The organism is Pseudonocardia adelaidensis, assembly GCF_039543345.1.
GTDB classification, from domain to species: Bacteria; Actinomycetota; Actinomycetes; order Mycobacteriales; family Pseudonocardiaceae; genus Pseudonocardia; species Pseudonocardia adelaidensis.
On the sequence record NZ_BAABJO010000006.1, the window covers coordinates 296847 to 312179 of the forward strand.

Annotated in this window: 17 protein-coding genes and 1 pseudogene; 6 read left to right on the plus strand and 12 right to left on the minus strand. The window is 74.2% G+C overall.

Features of this window, described 5'->3' with window-relative positions; translation table 11 throughout:
- Positions 1-9 precede the first annotated feature (9 nt).
- Positions 10-1269, minus strand: a complete 1260-nt coding sequence (locus ABEA81_RS10535; protein WP_345604739.1) for a TrpB-like pyridoxal phosphate-dependent enzyme — start codon at positions 1267-1269, stop codon at positions 10-12.
- Positions 1270-1347: 78 nt separating this feature from the next.
- Between ABEA81_RS10535 and ABEA81_RS10540 the strand changes: the two genes are divergently transcribed.
- On the plus strand, positions 1348-1836 hold the full coding sequence (locus ABEA81_RS10540; protein WP_345604740.1) for a hypothetical protein: 489 nt from the start codon (positions 1348-1350) through the stop codon (positions 1834-1836).
- Between the two features lie 87 nt (positions 1837-1923).
- On the opposite strand, the gene ABEA81_RS10545 is transcribed toward ABEA81_RS10540, so the two are convergent.
- The 6 genes from ABEA81_RS10545 to ABEA81_RS10570 all read right to left on the minus strand — a co-directional run bounded on the left by ABEA81_RS10545 (position 1924) and on the right by ABEA81_RS10570 (position 6342).
- Positions 1924-2265, minus strand: coding sequence for an RNA polymerase-binding protein RbpA (locus ABEA81_RS10545; protein ID WP_075952857.1), 342 nt, complete (start codon positions 2263-2265; stop codon positions 1924-1926).
- Between the two features lie 13 nt (positions 2266-2278).
- Positions 2279-2515, minus strand: a complete 237-nt coding sequence (gene secG / locus ABEA81_RS10550) for a preprotein translocase subunit SecG (RefSeq protein WP_345604741.1) — start codon at positions 2513-2515, stop codon at positions 2279-2281.
- A gap of 136 nt (positions 2516-2651) precedes the next feature.
- The gene (gene tpiA, locus ABEA81_RS10555) at positions 2652-3440 is read right to left on the minus strand and encodes a triose-phosphate isomerase (RefSeq protein WP_345604742.1); all 789 of its coding nucleotides are present in this window, start codon (positions 3438-3440) and stop codon (positions 2652-2654) included.
- Positions 3440-4648, minus strand: a complete 1209-nt coding sequence (locus tag ABEA81_RS10560) for a phosphoglycerate kinase (RefSeq protein ID WP_345604743.1) — start codon at positions 4646-4648, stop codon at positions 3440-3442. The genes tpiA and ABEA81_RS10560 overlap by 1 nt, the downstream gene beginning before the upstream one ends.
- On the minus strand, positions 4645-5661 hold the full coding sequence (gap, locus tag ABEA81_RS10565; protein WP_345604744.1) for a type I glyceraldehyde-3-phosphate dehydrogenase: 1017 nt from the start codon (positions 5659-5661) through the stop codon (positions 4645-4647). Before gap ends, ABEA81_RS10560 begins: the two co-directional genes overlap by 4 nt.
- 99 nt (positions 5662-5760) lie before the next feature.
- On the minus strand, positions 5761-6342 hold the full coding sequence (locus ABEA81_RS10570; RefSeq protein ID WP_345604745.1) for an O-methyltransferase: 582 nt from the start codon (positions 6340-6342) through the stop codon (positions 5761-5763).
- Positions 6343-6408: 66 nt separating this feature from the next.
- Here ABEA81_RS10570 and ABEA81_RS10575 point away from each other — a divergent pair, with 66 nt between their 5' ends.
- The 4 genes from ABEA81_RS10575 to ABEA81_RS10590 are packed head-to-tail and all read left to right on the plus strand — an operon-like array spanning position 6409 to position 9699.
- Complete coding sequence (locus ABEA81_RS10575; protein ID WP_345604746.1) at positions 6409-7302, plus strand: helix-turn-helix transcriptional regulator; 894 nt, start codon at positions 6409-6411, stop codon at positions 7300-7302.
- A gap of 10 nt (positions 7303-7312) precedes the next feature.
- Positions 7313-8689 (plus strand): FAD-binding oxidoreductase, encoded by a 1377-nt coding sequence (locus ABEA81_RS10580; protein ID WP_345604747.1) that lies wholly within the window; start codon positions 7313-7315, stop codon positions 8687-8689.
- The gene (locus ABEA81_RS10585) at positions 8674-9126 is read left to right on the plus strand and encodes a pyridoxamine 5'-phosphate oxidase family protein (protein WP_345604748.1); all 453 of its coding nucleotides are present in this window, start codon (positions 8674-8676) and stop codon (positions 9124-9126) included. The genes ABEA81_RS10580 and ABEA81_RS10585 overlap by 16 nt, the downstream gene beginning before the upstream one ends.
- Before the next feature lie 12 nt (positions 9127-9138).
- Positions 9139-9699, plus strand: coding sequence for a dihydrofolate reductase family protein (locus tag ABEA81_RS10590; protein WP_345604749.1), 561 nt, complete (start codon positions 9139-9141; stop codon positions 9697-9699).
- Here the strand turns inward: ABEA81_RS10590 and ABEA81_RS10595 are convergent.
- Positions 9668-10600: a siderophore-interacting protein gene (locus tag ABEA81_RS10595; RefSeq protein ID WP_345604750.1), complete on the minus strand. Its 933-nt coding sequence runs from the start codon at positions 10598-10600 to the stop codon at positions 9668-9670. The two genes, ABEA81_RS10590 and ABEA81_RS10595, sit on opposite strands and share 32 nt — an antisense overlap.
- Positions 10601-10714: 114 nt before the next feature.
- Here ABEA81_RS10595 and ABEA81_RS10600 point away from each other — a divergent pair, with 114 nt between their 5' ends.
- Complete coding sequence (locus ABEA81_RS10600) at positions 10715-11560, plus strand: methyltransferase domain-containing protein (RefSeq protein WP_345604770.1); 846 nt, start codon at positions 10715-10717, stop codon at positions 11558-11560.
- Here ABEA81_RS10600 and whiA read toward each other — a convergent pair.
- The 4 genes and pseudogenes from whiA to ABEA81_RS10620 form a co-directional block, all read right to left on the minus strand.
- On the minus strand, positions 11532-12515 hold the full coding sequence (gene whiA / locus ABEA81_RS10605; protein ID WP_345604751.1) for a DNA-binding protein WhiA: 984 nt from the start codon (positions 12513-12515) through the stop codon (positions 11532-11534). The two genes, ABEA81_RS10600 and whiA, sit on opposite strands and share 29 nt — an antisense overlap.
- Entirely contained in the window at positions 12506-13555 is a 1050-nt protein-coding gene (locus tag ABEA81_RS10610; protein ID WP_345604752.1) for a gluconeogenesis factor YvcK family protein, read from the minus strand. The genes whiA and ABEA81_RS10610 overlap by 10 nt, the downstream gene beginning before the upstream one ends.
- Positions 13556-13578: 23 nt before the next feature.
- Positions 13579-14532 carry an RNase adapter RapZ gene (gene rapZ, locus ABEA81_RS10615; protein ID WP_425570500.1) on the minus strand — a complete coding sequence of 318 codons (954 nt, stop codon included), beginning with the start codon at positions 14530-14532 and terminating at the stop codon, positions 13579-13581.
- 41 nt (positions 14533-14573) lie between these two features.
- A pseudogene (locus ABEA81_RS10620) lies at positions 14574-15092 on the minus strand (helix-hairpin-helix domain-containing protein); the annotation flags it as partial.
- Positions 15093-15333: the final 241 nt, after the last annotated feature.

A 15333-nucleotide genomic window follows, 5' to 3' on the forward strand; every position in this document is an offset into this window, starting at 1 on the left:
CCGATTCGCTCAGCCCTGCTCGTCCGGGAGCCGCCCGTGGAGGTGGTCGTCGTAGGCCGACAGGTCGAGGAAGCCGTGGCCGCAGTAGTTGAAGAGGATCACCCGTTCCTCTCCGGTCTCCTTCGCGGCCAGTGCCTCGTCGATCGTGGCCCGGATCGCGTGGGCCGCCTCCGGCGCCGCGATCTTCCCCTCGACGCGGGCGAACTGCACGGCCGCCTCGAACACCGTGCCCTGCGGGTACGCGACCGCCTCCATCCGGCCGTCCCGCACGAGCGCCGAGACCAGCGGCGAGTCGCCGTGGTAACGCAGGCCGCCCGCGTGGATCGGCGGGGGCACGAAGTCGTGGCCGAGCGTGTACATCGGCAGCAGCGGGGTGAGGCCCGCGGTGTCGCCGAAGTCGTAGTCGAAGCGGCCCCGCGTCAGCGTCGGGCACGAGGCCGGCTCGACGGCGAGCAGCCGCACCCCGGCGTCGGGCACGAACGGGAAGGCGAGGCCACCGAGGTTCGAGCCGCCGCCGCACGGCGCGATCACGACGTCCGGGAGCCGCTCGCCCGCGAGCTCCAGCTGCTCCCTCGCCTCCAGCCCGATCACGGTCTGGTGCAGCAACACGTGGTTGAGCACGGAGCCGAGCGCGTAGTGGGTGTCGTCGCGGGAGACGCAGTCCCGCACGGCATCCGAGATCGCGGCGCCCAGCGACCCCGGGTGCTGCGGGACGTCCACCGGCGAGGGGACCACCGAGCCGCCCCACGTCTCCATGGCGACCCGGCGGTACGGCTTCTGCTCGTACGACGCGCGCACCATGTAGACCTGCAGGTCGAGGCCGAACTGCGCGCAGGCGAACGCGAGGGCGGTGCCCCACTGCCCGGCCCCGGTCTCGGTGGAGAGCCGGCTGATGCCCTCCTGGGCGTTGAAGAAGGCCTGGGCAACCGCCGTGTTGGGCTTGTGGCTGCCGGCGGGCGACACCGACTCGTCCTTGAAGTAGATGCGCGCAGGCGTGCCCAGCGCGCGCTCCAGCCGCACGGCCCGCACCAGCGGGGTGGGCCGCCAGAGCCGGAGGATGTCGAGGACCTCACCCGGAACGTCGATCCACGGCTTGGTGGAGACCTCCTGCCCGATCAGCGCCATCGGGAAGAGCGGGGCCAGGTCGTCCGGGCCGACCGGCTCGCGCGTGACCGGGTGCAGCGGCGGGTCGAGCGGCTTGGCCAGGTGCGGCACGACGTTGAACCACGCGCTGGGGATCTTCTCCGGCGACAACGTCCATCGGGTCATCGACGACCTCCACCCACCAGGAACGGTCCAGCGGTACGGCTCCACAGTGTGCCCCGGCCCCGTGGGAGAGTGGGACCCGTGAGGCGGTTGGTGGGCGCGGTGGTCCTGATGGCGGCCCTCGGCGGGTGCTCGGTGGCCGAAGCCCCGGCCCCGGTCGCTCCGCCTCCGCCTGCGCCGCCCGCCGCGTGCCTGCTCGACACGGGCGCCCTGACGGCGACCACCGGCCTGACCTGGGCACCCGACCCGAGCACGGCGAGCGACACCCGGTGCGTCTACGACCCGTCCGGCACCCCGCGCCCGGCCGATGGCCCGGCGTTCCTGTCCGTGGACGTCACGCGGGACCCGGCCCCCACGCTCGACACCGTGGCGGAGCTCTGCGAGGACGGCTCGCGCGCACCGGTGGGCACCACCGGCTTCGTGTGCCGCTACCAGGGCGGCAACGTCTTCGCCGCCGTGACTCACGACGGTCACCTGGTGACGCTCGCGGCCTCCGCCGTGCCCACGGGCACCACCGCCGCCCAGCTGGTGGTGGCCTTCGACCAGCAGGTGACGGCGCTGAGCCGCTAGGGTGCCGACCCAACGTCAGCATGGTGGCCATACTGGCGCGTTACGCCAGTAGAGCCACCATGCTGGCATTCGGGGCGCCGGGACCGCCTACAGCTCGCGCGAGGCGCGGAGGCGGTTGAGCGCCTCCTCGAGGATCGCCGCGCCGTCGGAGTCGCTGCGGCGCTCCTTCACGTACGCGAGGTGCGTCTTGTACGGCTCCGTGCGCGGCGGCGCGGGCGGGTTCTCCCCGTCCCGGCCGGCGGGAAGGCCGCAACGCGGGCAGTCCCACGACTCGGGGATGTCGGCCTCGTTGGCGAACGACGGGGTGGTGACGTGGCCGTTCGCGCAGAAGTAGGGGATGCGCGAGCGCGGCGCGGTCTCGCCCCGCTCGGACTCCCCCATCGGACCGGCCCCCACGCGGGTGCCGCGGATCGCGTTGCCGCCAGACATCCCCTTGCCTCCCTCAGGACCCGACCCGGACCAGCAGTCCGGTGCCGATGATCGCGATCACCCAGATCGCGGCGACGAACAGCGTGAGCCGGTCGAGGTTCTTCTCGACCACGCTCGACCCCGACAGGCTCGACTGGACCCCCCCGCCGAAGAGGCTGGAGAGGCCACCACCACGACCGCGGTGGAGCAGGATCAGCAGCACGAGCAGCACGCTGGAGATGATCAGCACGATCTGCAGGGCCAGTTCCATCGATCCTCTTTCCGTGTTGCCCGCGCGCTCCGACAGCTGTGCCGGGATGTCGAGGGTACCGTGGCGGCGCTGCGCCCCCGCCGGGGGTCGTGAGCGGATACGAGCGTCTGGGCACTCGTATCCACTCACGGCAGGGTTACGGCAGGGGGCCGCCGGCGGCGATCGCGCAGAGCTGCGCGAACTCGTCGGCGTCCAGGCTGGCGCCGCCGACGAGCGCCCCGTCGACGTCCTTCTCGGCCACGATCTCCCCGACGTTCTTCGCCTTCACCGAGCCGCCGTACAGCACGCGGACGGTCGTGGCGACGGCCTCGCCGTACGCGGCCGATACGGCCTCGCGGATCGCCGCGCACACCTCCTGCGCGTCGGCCGCGCTCGCCACGCGCCCGGTGCCGATCGCCCACACCGGTTCGTAGGCGATCACCAGTGTCTGCACGTGCTGGCTCTGCACCTTCGCCAGCGCCGCGGTGACCTGGCGGGTGGTGTGGGCGACGTGCTCGCCGGACTCCCGCACCGCGAGGTTCTCGCCCACGCAGAGGATCGGCACGATCCCGTGCTTGATCGCCGCGTGCACCTTGCGGTTGACCAGTGCGTCGTCCTCGCCGTGGATCTCGCGGCGCTCGGAGTGCCCGACGACGACGTAGCGGCAGCCGAGCTTCGCCAGCATCGCGCCGGAGACGTCCCCGGTGTAGGCGCCGGAGTCGTACGGCGAGAGGTCCTGCGCGCCGTGCACGAGCCGCAGCTGGTCGCCGTCGATGAGGGTCTGCACCGACCGGATGTCGGTGAACGGCGGCAGGACCGCCACCTCGACCTTGTCGAAGTACTTCTCCGGCAGCGCGAACGCGATCTTCTGCACCAGCCCGATGGCCTCGAGGTGGTTGCAGTTCATCTTCCAGTTGCCGGCGATGAGCGGCTTCCGTACGGCCATCAGCTCTTCTCCAGGACGGCGAGGCCGGGGAGGGACTTGCCCTCCAGGTACTCCAGCGACGCGCCGCCACCGGTCGAGATGTGCGAGAACCCGTCCTCGGGAAGCCCGAGCGCCCGCACCGCCGCAGCCGAGTCACCGCCGCCGACCACGCTGTAGGCACCGGACGCGGTGCTGTCCACGATCGCCTGCGCCACCCCGCGGGTGCCGTCGGCGAACGGGGCCAGCTCGAACACGCCCATCGGCCCGTTCCAGAACACGGTGGCCGCACCGGCGAGCACCTCGGCGAACGCCGCCACCGAGGCGGGACCGATGTCGAGCCCCTTCCACCCGTCCGGGATGGCGTCGGCACCGACCGTCTGCGTCTTCGCCTCGGCCGAGAAGTCGTCCGCCACCACCACATCGGACGGCAGCACGATCTTCCCGGTCTCCAGCAGCTTCCGGCAGTTGTCGACCTGGTCGCGCTCCAGCAGCGAGTCGCCGACGCCGTACCCCTGCGCGGCGAGGAACGTGAAGCACATCCCCCCGCCGACGAGCAGCGCGTCGACCTTCGGCAGCAGGGCCTCGATCACCGCCAGCTTGTCGGAGACCTTCGAGCCGCCGAGCACCACCGAGTAGGGCCGCTGCGGCGACCGCGTGAGCCTGCGCAGCACCTCCACCTCGGTGAGCACCAGCCCGCCCGCGTAGGCGGGCAGGTCCTGCGCCACGTCGTAGACCGAGGCCTGCTTGCGGTGCACCACGCCGAACCCGTCGGAGACGAACGCGCCGTTCGCGCCGGTGAGCGCCGCGAGCTCGTGGGCGAGCGCCGCGCGCTCGTCGTCGTTCTTAGACGTCTCCCGCGGGTCGAACCGGATGTTCTCCAGCAGTACCACCCCACCGTCGGCCAGCGCACCGACGGCGGCCCGCGCCTCCTCGCCGTGGTCGGCGAGGGTGACCTCGGCGCCGAGCAGCTCACCGAGCCGCCCGGCGACCGGGGCGAGGGAGTGTTCCGGGTCGGGCCCGCCCTTGGGCCGGCCCAGGTGCGCGGTGACGACCACCCGCGCCCCCGCCTCGCGCAGCTTCTGCAGCGTGGGGACGGAGGCGCGGATCCGGCCGTCGTCGGTGATCGTCGGGCCCCCGTCGGAGTTCTCGAGCGGGACGTTGAGGTCCGAGCGGACCAGCACGGTCCGCCCGGACACGCCCTCGGCGATCAGGTCGTCGAGCGTCTTCACAGCTTGGACGCCACCAGGTCGGTGATGTCGACGAGGCGGTTCGAGTAGCCCCACTCGTTGTCGTACCAGCCGAAGACCTTGACCTGGTTGCCGATCACCTTGGTGAGCGGCGCGTCGTAGATGCAGGACGCCGGGTCGGTGACGATGTCGGACGACACGATCGGGTCCTCGCTGTAGCGCAGGTAGCCCTTCAGCGGCCCGCTCTCCGCCGCCGCCTTGTACGCCGCGTTGACCTCGTCGACCGAGACCTCCTTGCGGAGGTCGACGGTGAGGTCGGTGATCGAGCCGGTGGGCACCGGGACGCGCAGCGAGTAGCCGTCGAGCTTGCCGTTGAGGTGGGGCAGCACCAGGCCGATCGCCTTGGCGGCGCCGGTGGAGGTGGGCACCACGTTCAGGGCGGCGGCGCGGGCGCGGCGCTTGTCCTTGTGCGGGCCGTCCTGCAGGTTCTGGTCCTGCGTGTAGGCGTGGATCGTGGTCATCAGACCCTTCTCGATCCCGAACGCGTCGTCGATCACCTTCGCCAGCGGCGCGAGGCAGTTGGTGGTGCAGGACGCGTTGGAGATGATGGTCTGCGAGCCGTCGTAGGCGTCGTCGTTCACGCCCATGACGACGGTGAGATCGGGCTCCGTCGCGGGGGCGGAGATGACCACCTTCTTCGCGCCTGCGTCCAGGTGCTTGGCGGCCGCCTCGCGCTTGGTGAAGATGCCGGTGGACTCCACGACGACGTCCACGCCCAGGTCCTTCCACGGCAGCTCGGCGGGGTCGCGCACGGCGAGGCCCTTGAAACCCTTGCCGTCGACGACGATCTCGTCGTCGGTGTGGGTCACCTCGTACGGCAGCCTGCCCAGGATCGAGTCGTACTTGAGCAGGCCCGCCAGCGTGGCGTTGTCGGTGATGTCGTTCACCGCGACGATCTCGATGTCGCTGGTGCCGGCCGCCCGCTGGGCGTCGACCGCCCGCCAGAAGTTGCGGCCGATGCGGCCGAACCCGTTCACGCCCACCCGTACGGTCATGTGCGCGCCTCCTGTCACCGTCTGCGTGTCTCGAACCGGCATCAACCCTAGTCGCCGGTGGCAGGCGCGGTGCCACGAGGCCCTTAATCGATTCCGGCCCTATGCGCGGCGGGCCACCAGCTCCCCCTTGCCGACCGGGATCGTCGTGACGGCGGCGAGGTCCCTCCGGAGCAGTTCCTCCAACGGCGCGATCTCGTCGGGATGCGACAGCGCGTTGTCGGCGACGAGCACCCCGCCCGGCCGCAGGACGCGCACCGGGTGCGGCCACCACGACGGGTACTCGGTGCGCTCCGCGTCGAGGAAGAGCAGGTCGACCTCGCCGGCACCGAGAGCGGCGAGGCCCCGGCCGCCGTCATCCGGCCGCAGGTCGACGTGCCCGGCGAGACCGGCGTCGGCGAGGCTCGCCGCGGCGTCGCGCTGCGCGGCCGGATCCGTGTCGAAGCTGGTCACGCGGCCGCCGGTGGCCCGGGCCGCATCCGCCAGCCAGAGCGTGGAGACGCCGCGCGACGTGCCGACCTCCACGATGTTCCGGGCCTCGACGGCCTGCACCAGGAACCAGAGGAACCGGCCTGCGTCCGGCTCGAGGACCCGCCACCGGTCGAGCCTGTCCTCCTGCGCGACGTCGTGCCGGGCCGCCGCGTCGGCCACCCGGTCGATCACCATCCGAACCGCGTCGTCCACGCGGTGATCGTGCCAGAGACCGGCACCGGACTTCTCCGATCGGCGGCACCGGTGCAGGATGCGCTCATGCCTCCCGCCGGCCCCGCAGCCCAGAGCTACGTGGAGCGGCCGCCGGTCGCAGCGCTCGCCGACGTCGTCTCGACGGTGTGGGTCCAGCAGATCGCGGCGGACGCGCCCGCCTACCCGCAGCGCAACCTGCCGCACGGCGGCACCGAGATCGTCTGCACGGTCGGCGCGACCCCGCAGGTGGCGGGCCCGCGGACCGGCCCGCACGTCGAGTTGCTCACCCCTGGCACCACCGTGGTCGGCTTGCGGTTGCGTCCGGGCGCCGCGGGCGCGCTCCTCGGGCTGCCACCGTCCGAGCTGGTGGATCTGGCGGTCCCGGCCGACGCGCTCTGGGGCCGGGCCGCCGCCGCGCTCGGCGAGGGCGTCGCCGCCGCCGGATCGGCCGCCGGAGCGCTCGCCGCCCTGCAGCGCGGCATGCTCGCCCGGCGGGTCGCGGGCCCGGAGCCGGACGCGCTCGTGGCCGAGGCCGTCCGGAGGCTGATGCCCGGGCGGGCCACCGACGTCGCCGGGCTCCCCACCCTGCTGGCCGTCTCGGAACGCCATCTCCGGCGGCGCTGCCAGGCCGCCGTCGGCCTCGGACCCAAGGCGCTGCACCGCACGCTGCGCTTCCAGGGGTTCCTCGCCCGCGCGCAGGAGGCACTCGGTGCCGGCCGCCGGCCGGGCGCGCTCGCGGACCTCGCCGTCCGCGCCGGGTACGCCGACCAGGCCCACCTCACCCGCGAGTGCGTCCGGCTGACCGGGGTCACCCCGCGCGCGTTCCTCGCCGAGACCGTGGACGCGTGCGCCTGCGGGCACGACCACGCGGCCTCCTACGGCCCGTTCCTGGCCGGGTCGTTCACGGCCGGTTCGTTCACGGCCGGTTCGTTCAAGAACGCCCGGGCGGAGGCGTCCTAGCGTCTCCCGCGTGACCCCGACCGACCGCGAGCTCACCGCCCTGCGGGCCGCGATCGCGGGCGAGGTCGTGCTGCCCGGGTCGCCCGGCTACGACACCGCCCGCCGGCCCGCGATCGCCCGCTTCCACCACGTCCGCCCGCGCGCGGTCGTGCGGTGCGCGGGCGAGCAGGACGTCGTCGAGACCCTCGCCGTCGCCCGCCTGCTGCGCGAGCCCGTCGCGGTCAGGAGCGGCGGACACTGCTTCGCGGGCCGCTCCTCGACCACCGGGATCGTCCTCGACGTCTCCCCGATGGACACCGTCGCGCTCCGGGACGGGGTCGCCGTCGTCGGGGCGGGCACCCGGCTCGGGGCGCTCTACGACGCCCTCGACGAGCACGGTCTCACCCTGCCCGCGGGGTGCGGCCCGACCGTCGGAGTCGCCGGGCTCACGCTCGGCGGCGGGTTCGGGCCGCTCGGCCGCATGCACGGGCTCACCTGCGACCGGCTCGTCGGCGCCCGGGTCGTCCGCGGGGACGGCCGGGTCGTCGACTGCGACGCGCACCGCGAGGCGGACCTGTTCTGGGCGCTGCGAGGCGGCGGGGGCGGCGGCGGGTGGGTCGTCACCTCGCTGCGATTCGTTCCCGTCCCGGCGCCGCCCACCTCGGTGTTCCGCCTGGCGTGGCACGCCGACCACGCCGCGGCGCTCGTCGAGGCGTGGCCCCGCTGGGCCCCCGGCGCCCCGGACGAACTCACCTCCACGCTGCGGCTGGCCGCCCCGGCCGACCCCGCCGAGCCGGCCACGGTGCAGCTGGTCGGGACCGTGCTCGAGGGTGACCCGGCACCGCTGCTCGACGATCTCGTCCGGCTCGCGGGCGCGGAACCCGCGACCGGGACGGTGACGCCCGGGTCGTTCCGGGAGGCGAAGCGCGCACTGGCCGGGCTCGGCGGGAGCGGCGCGGAGCTGCCGGGCACCCGGTACGGCCGCTCGGAGTTCTTCCGCCGCCCGTTGCCGGCCGGCGCGGCGGCGGCGCTCGCGCGCGCCGTCGTGGACGACCGGGTGCCGGGCCACGCCCACGAGGTCGACCTCAACGCGTGGGGCGGCGCCTACAACCGCGTGCCGCCCGACGCCACGGCGTTCGCGCACCGCGGAGAGGCCTTCCTGCTCGAGGTCGGCCTCGTCGCGAGCGACGGGGTGGCCGGGGCCCCCGCCCGGCTGGAACGCTCCTGGTCGGCGGTCGCCCCCTTCGGCACCGGCCGGGTCTACCCGAACTTCCCCGACCCCGACCGCGCGCTGCCCGCCGCGGCATACCACGGCGACAACCACGAGCGGCTGCGCCGGATCCGCGCCGCAGCCGACCCGGACACCGTCCTGTCCCCGACCCTGGAGGAACCATGCCCGGCCCCCTGACCCCCAACGAGCGCGAGCAGTTCCTCGTGCAGCCGCACATCGCGGTGGTGAGCGTCGCCGCAGGCCCGGACGCGCGCGGCGCCCGCCCGCCACTCGCCGTCCCCACCTGGTACCACTACGCGCCCGGCGGCGACCTGAGCATCTTCACCGGCGCGAAGGGCGTCCGCGCCCGCAAGGTCGGGCTCATCCGGGACGCCGGCGTGGTGACCATGACCGTGCAGAAGCACGACCCGCCGTGGAAGTACGTCTCCGTGGAGTGCGAGCTGGTCGGGGACGACCAGCCGCCGAAGCGCGATCAGATGCTGCGGATCGTCGAGCGCTACCTCCCGCCGGACACCGCGGCGGGGATGGTCGACGGCGAGCTCGCCCATCCGGGGTCGCAACTGGTGGTGTTCACCCTCCGGCCCACGCGCTGGACCTCGTTCGACTTCTCCTGAGAGCCTCCTCCGGTGTCCCGACTCGTCCTGTACATGTCCATGTCCCTCGACGGGTTCATCGCCGGACCCGATGACCGCAAGGGTCAGGAGCTCGGCCAGGGCGGCTTCCGCCTGTTCGACTGGCTGGACGACCGGATGGGCGACGGCCCGAACGGGCAGGTGTACCGGGAGGCCATGGCGACCCGCGCCGTCGTCTCCGGCCGTCACACCTTCGAGCTGGCCGGGCGCTGGCAGGGCGACCACCACGACGGCGTCCCGATCTTCGTCCTCACCCACCACGTCGACGACGGCGACGTCCCGCCGGGCAGCGCGCGGTTCGTCACCGACGTCGGGGAGTGCGCCGAGCGGGCCCGCGCGGCGGCGGGCGACGGTGCCGTACTCGTGCACGGGGCGGGCGCGGCGCAGGCCCTGCTGCGCGCGGGCGAGCTCGACGAGATGGAGATCCACCTCGTGCCGGTCCTGCTCGGCGGGGGACGGCGGCTGTTCGACGCGATCGGCCACGTCGAGCTGGAACCGGTCCGGGTGCTCCAGGGCCGCGGGGTCACGCACCTGCGGTACCGCGTGCGCCGGTAGCTGGGGAGTCGGCCGCGTCGGCCAGCACCTCGGCCTGCTCGGCGATCTCCTCCTCGCTCGGGGCGTCGTCCTGGGTGCGGTGGAGTCGCCAGTACCCGGTGAACGACACCGCGCGGCGCGCGATCCCGCGCTCGGCGACCAGGTGCCGGCGGAGCGCACGCACGACCGACGCCTCGCCCGCGAGCCAGGCGAACGCCGGTCCCTCGGGGAGCTCGGCGGCGCGCACGGCGTCGACGAGCGCGGTGGAGGCGCCCGGGGCGAGGTCGCCCCGGTGCAGCCAGCGCAGGTCCACCCGGCCGGGGCTCGTGAGCTCCTGCTCCTCCGCCGCGTCCCGGACCTCCACGAACACCACCGCGCGCTCGTGCGCGCCGAGGCTCTCCACGAGCGCGCCGATCGCCGGGAGCACCGACTCGTCGCCCGCGATCAGCTTCCAGGCGTGCGGGCCGGGCTCGCGCAGGCGGGTGATCTGCGGGCCGAGCATGCCGAGGCGCTCACCCGGAGCCGCGGTCGCCGCCCACGCGGCGGCCGGGCCGGCGTGCCCGTCCCCGCCGTCGGCATCGGCATCGGCACCGCCGTGGAGCACGAAGTCCACGTCGATCTCGGCACGCACCGGGTCGTGCGCCCGGATCGTGTAGCTGCGCATCCAGGGCCGGTCCTCGTCGGGCATCCGCAGGTAGGCGCCGTACCAACGCCCCACGTCGCCGTCGTCGGGCATGGCCGGGACGTCGATCGGGCCGCCGGGACGGCGCGGGAAGAACAGCTTCACGTGCTGGTCGGGGCCGACCGGGGCGAAGCGGGCGACGTCGGGCCCTCCGAAGGTGATGCGCTGCATGCGGGGTGTGACCCGGCGGGTCCGCAGCACCTCGACGACCGAATGGGGAAGGGGCGGTCTCCGGCGCATGAGGTGAGCCTAACCTCATTCGGAGGGGAGATCGACAGGCGATCCCGTCGCCGCCATCCTGGGACCCCAACCGCGTCGAGTGGGTCGCGTTCTAGGAGGGTCATCGTGTCCGGGATGCTGCAGTTCGACGAGGCCGGCGCCCGCCGGCTCGAAGCCGTCTACACCACCCCGGACGTGGTCGGGCAACGCCGCGAGGTGCGGCGGATCCTCGGCCTGCGGCCCGGGGAGCACGTCGTGGACGTCGGCGCTGGCCCCGGCCTGCTGGCCGCCGAGATGGCCGCCGAGGTGGGCCCGGCCGGCCGCGTGCACGCCGTCGAGCCGAGCGAGAGCATGCGCGCCCTCGCGGCCGCGCGAACACGGGCGCCCGCCGCCACCCCGGAGACCGCCCCCGTGGAGATCGCCCCCGTGGAGATCGCCCCCGTGGAGATCATGGCGGGGTCGGCGGACGCGCTCCCCCTGCCGGATGCGAGCGTCGACGCCGCCGTCTCCACGCAGGTCCTCGAGTACGTTGCCGATGTGCCCGGCGCGCTGGCCGAGGTCCGCCGCGTGCTGCGGCCGGGCGGGCGGCTGCTCGTGCTCGACACCGACTGGGACTCGATCGTCTGGCACTCCCGCGACGCCGCCCGCACCGCGCGCATCCTGGCCGCGTGGGACGAGCACCTCGCGGACCCGCACCTGCCGCGGACCCTCGCCCCCACGTTGCGCGCGGCGGGGTTCACGCAGGTGCGGACCCATGTCCTCCCGCTGCTGAACGTCGGGTACGACCCGAACACCTTCAGCGCCATGAACGCGTCGACGATCGGCGCGTTCGTCACGGGCCGGGCCGGCATCGACGATGCCGACGTCCGGGACTGGATCGACGACGTCACGTCGCTGGGTGACGCCGCCTTCTTCAGCCTGAACCGCTACGTCTTCCTCGCGAGCAAGCCCGTCAGGCCTCTTCCAGCATCTCCGGGGTGACGGCGGAGTCGGTGTCCGGGATGCCGAGGTCGGCGGCGCGCTTGTCCGCCATGTGCAACAGCCTGCGGATCCGGCCTGCGACCGCGTCCTTCGTCATGGGCGGGTCGGCGAGCTGGCCCAGCTCCTCCAGCGAGGCCTGGGTGTGCTCGACGCGCAGCCTGCCCGCGGCGAGGAGGTGGCCCGGGACGTCGTCGCCGAGGATCTCCAGGGCCCGCTGCACGCGGGCCGCGGCGGCGACGGCCGCGCGGGCCGAGCGGCGCAGGTTGGCGTCGTCGAAGTTGGCGAGCCGGTTGGCGGTGGCGCGCACCTCGCGCCGCATCCGCCGCTCCTCCCACGCCAGCACGCTCTCGTGCCCGCCCATGCGCGTGAGCAGCGCGCCGATCGCATCGCCGTCGCGCACGACCACCCGGTCGGCGCCGCGCACCTCCCGCCACTTCGCGGTGACGCCGAGCCGGCGCGCGGCCCCCACCAGCGCCATCGCCGCCTCCTGCCCGGGGCAGGTGACCTCGAGGGCGGAGCTGCGGCCGGGCTCGGTGAGCGAGCCGTGCGCGAGGAACGCGCCCCGCCACGCCGCCTCCGCGTCGCACACCCCGCCGGACACGACGGGCGGCGGCAGGCCGCGCACCGGGCGACCGCGAACGTCGAGCAGGCCGGTCTGGCGGGCGAGGCCCTCGCCGTCGCGCACCACCCGCAGCACGTAGCGCGCGCCGCGGCGCAGCCCGCCCGCGCTGATCACGTGGGCCTCGCAGGTGTGCCCGTACAGGTCGTGGATCTCGCGCCGCAGCCGCCGCGCCACCGACCCGGTGTCGACCTCGGCCTCCACCACGACGCGGCCGCCGACGATGTGCAGCCCGCCCGCGAACCGCAGCAGCGCCGCGACCTCGGCCCGGCGGCAGCACGGCTTGGTGACGACGAGCCTGGAGAGCTCGTCCTTGACCGCCGCGGTCATCGCCATCCGTTCGACCTCCTCGTTTCCTGCCCCCCGGGTGCAGACCCGTGCGGCTCCGCCCTCGTCTGAACCGGCCCGGCGAGCGGGCCGGGCCCGGTGTGCATATCCAGTTCCGCGAGCACGACGCCGAGGGCGTCGGCGAGCGCGGCCGGGTCGTGGCGCGGTGCCGCGGGGTCGGCCGCGGCGACCGGCGCCAGGTGGACCCGGCCTCCGGGGGCGAGCATCGCGGCCGCGGTGCCGTGCAGCCGCTCGGGCACCGGGACGGCGGCGACGTCGGCGATGACCGCGTCGACCTGCAGTTCCGGGGCGTGTTGCGAGAGTACGGCGAGGTGCTGCTCGGGTGAGAACCCGGCGGTCTCCCCCGGCTCGGGCGCCAGGTTGAGCACCACGACGCGGCGCGCAGGGGACGTGATCAGCGCTTCTCTCAGTTCGGGCACCAGCACGTGGGGGATCACGCTCGTGAACCACGACCCCGGACCGAGCAGCAGGACGTCGGCAGCTTTCACCGCATCGAGTGCCTCCGGGCACGCCCGCGGGCGGTCCGGGCGCAGCCACACGCGCTGCACCCGCCCGGGAGTGGACGCCACCGCGACCTGCCCGCGGATGAGCGCGCCGTCCGGGGAACCGAGCCCGGTGACCTCGGCCTCGATGTCGAGGGGGTCGCAGCTCATCGGCAACACGCGCCCGCGCAGCCCGAGCAGCGCGGCGACCTCGTCGAGCGCGGCGACCGGGTCGCCGAGCACCTCCATCAGCCCGGCGAGCAGCAGGTTGCCCACCGCGTGCCCGGCGAGCGCCCCGGTGCCGCCGAAGCGGTGCTGCACGAGCTCGCCCCACCGCCGCCCCGAGTCGTCGTCGGCGGCGAGCGCGGCGAGCGCCATCCGCAGGTCGCCGGGCGGGAGCAGGCCGAGCTCCCGGCGCAGCCGCCCCGACGAGCCGCCGTCGTCGGCGACCGTGACGACGGCCGTGACGTCGTGGGTGAGCCGCCGCAGCGCCGACAGCGTGGCGTGCAGACCGTGGCCGCCACCGAGCGCGACGGCCGATCTCATCCGCGCCCCAGGTCGCTGCGCGATCACTCGCGCCCCAGGTCACGGTGGGTGACGTTCACGGTGACCCCCTCGGAGCCTGCGAGCCTGCGGGCCATCTCCTCGCTGATCGCGACGCTGCGGTGCTTGCCGCCGGTGCACCCGACGGCCACCGTCAGGTAGCGCTTGCCCTCGCGCCGGTAGCCCGCGCCGACCAGCCGCAGCAGCTCCAGGTAGCGGCCGATGAACTCCTCCGCGCCGTCCTGGGACAGGACGTAGTCGCGCACGGTCTCGTCGCGGCCGGTGAAGTCGCGCAGCTCCGGGATCCAGTACGGGTTGGGCAGGAACCGGACGTCCACGACCAGGTCGGAGTCCATCGGCAGCCCGTACTTGTAGCCGAACGACACCAGCGTGATGCGGGTGACCTGCGCGGTCTCGGTGCCGAACGCGCGCTCCAGGGTGGCGCGCAGCTGCGGCACGGGCACCGTGGATGTGTCGACGACGAGGTCGGCGTTCTCCCGCAATGGCCTGAGCAGCTCCCGCTCCGCCGCGATCCCGTCGACGAGCCTGCCGTCCCCCTGCAGGGGGTGGCTGCGGCGCACCTGCTCGAAGCGGCGCACCAGCACGGCGTCGGACGCCTCGAGGAACAGCAGCCGCGGTTTGTAGCCGCGGGCGTCGAGGTCCTTGATGACCGCGCCGAGATCGGCGGTGAAGGCCCGGCTGCGGACGTCCATGACGACGGCGATCCGCGTGATCTCGCCACGGGCCCGGGCGCCGAGGTCGACCATCGTGGCGATCAGCTCCGGGGGGAGGTTGTCGACGACGAACCAGCCGAGGTCCTCGAGGACCTTCGCCGCGGTGCTGCGGCCCGCCCCGGACAGCCCGCTGACCAGCGTGACCTCGATGCCCGGCGGCTCGGACCCCGCGATCACTCCCCCGCGTGCGCCCCTGCTCGCCGTGCTGTCGCCTTCTGCTGTCTGATCCACCGCGCCCCCGGTCATCGCGCCCCCGGACATCGCGCCCCCCGTCACCGCTCCTCCGGTCACTGCGTCCCCTGCCCGGCCGATGCCGGCTCCGCGCCGGAGCGGCCGTTCAGCGCGGACAGCACCGCCGCCGCGGTGCGCGGGCCGAAGCCCGGCAGGGCGGCGATCTCGTCCACCCCGGCCGCCTTGATCTTGCGCAGCGAGCCGAAGTGCTTCAGCAGCGCGGCGCGGCGGGCCGGGCCCAACCCCGGCACGGCGTCCAGCTCCGAGGCGACCATGCTGCGCGAACGGCGCTGCCGGTGGTAGGTGATGGCGAACCGGTGCGCCTCGTCGCGGACGCGTTGCAGCAGGTAGAGACCTTCGCTGGTGCGCGAGAGGATCACCGGGTCGGGTTCGGCGGGCAACCAGACCTCCTCCAGCCGCTTGGCGAGTCCGCACACCGCGACGTCGGTGACCCCCAGCCCGGCGAGCACGTCTGCTGCCGCCTCGACCTGCGGCTGCCCACCGTCGACCACCAGCAGGTTCGGCGGGTAGGCGAACTTGCGGGGGCGGCCGGTCTCCGGGTCGATCCCGGGCCGGTGATCTGTTGTCTCGGAGGCGTCGACCTCACCGGACTCGCCGGGGCCGGGCCCGCCGTTACGCGCGCCGGAACCCGCATCGGTGTCGGCGCTGTTCGACTCGGCGCTGTTCGACTCGGCGCTGTTCGACTCGGCGCTGCTCGACTCGGCGCTGCTCGACTCGGCGCTGCTCGACTCGGCGCTGCTCGACTCGGCGCTGCTCGACTCGGCGCTGCTCGACTCGGCGCTGCTCGACTCGGCG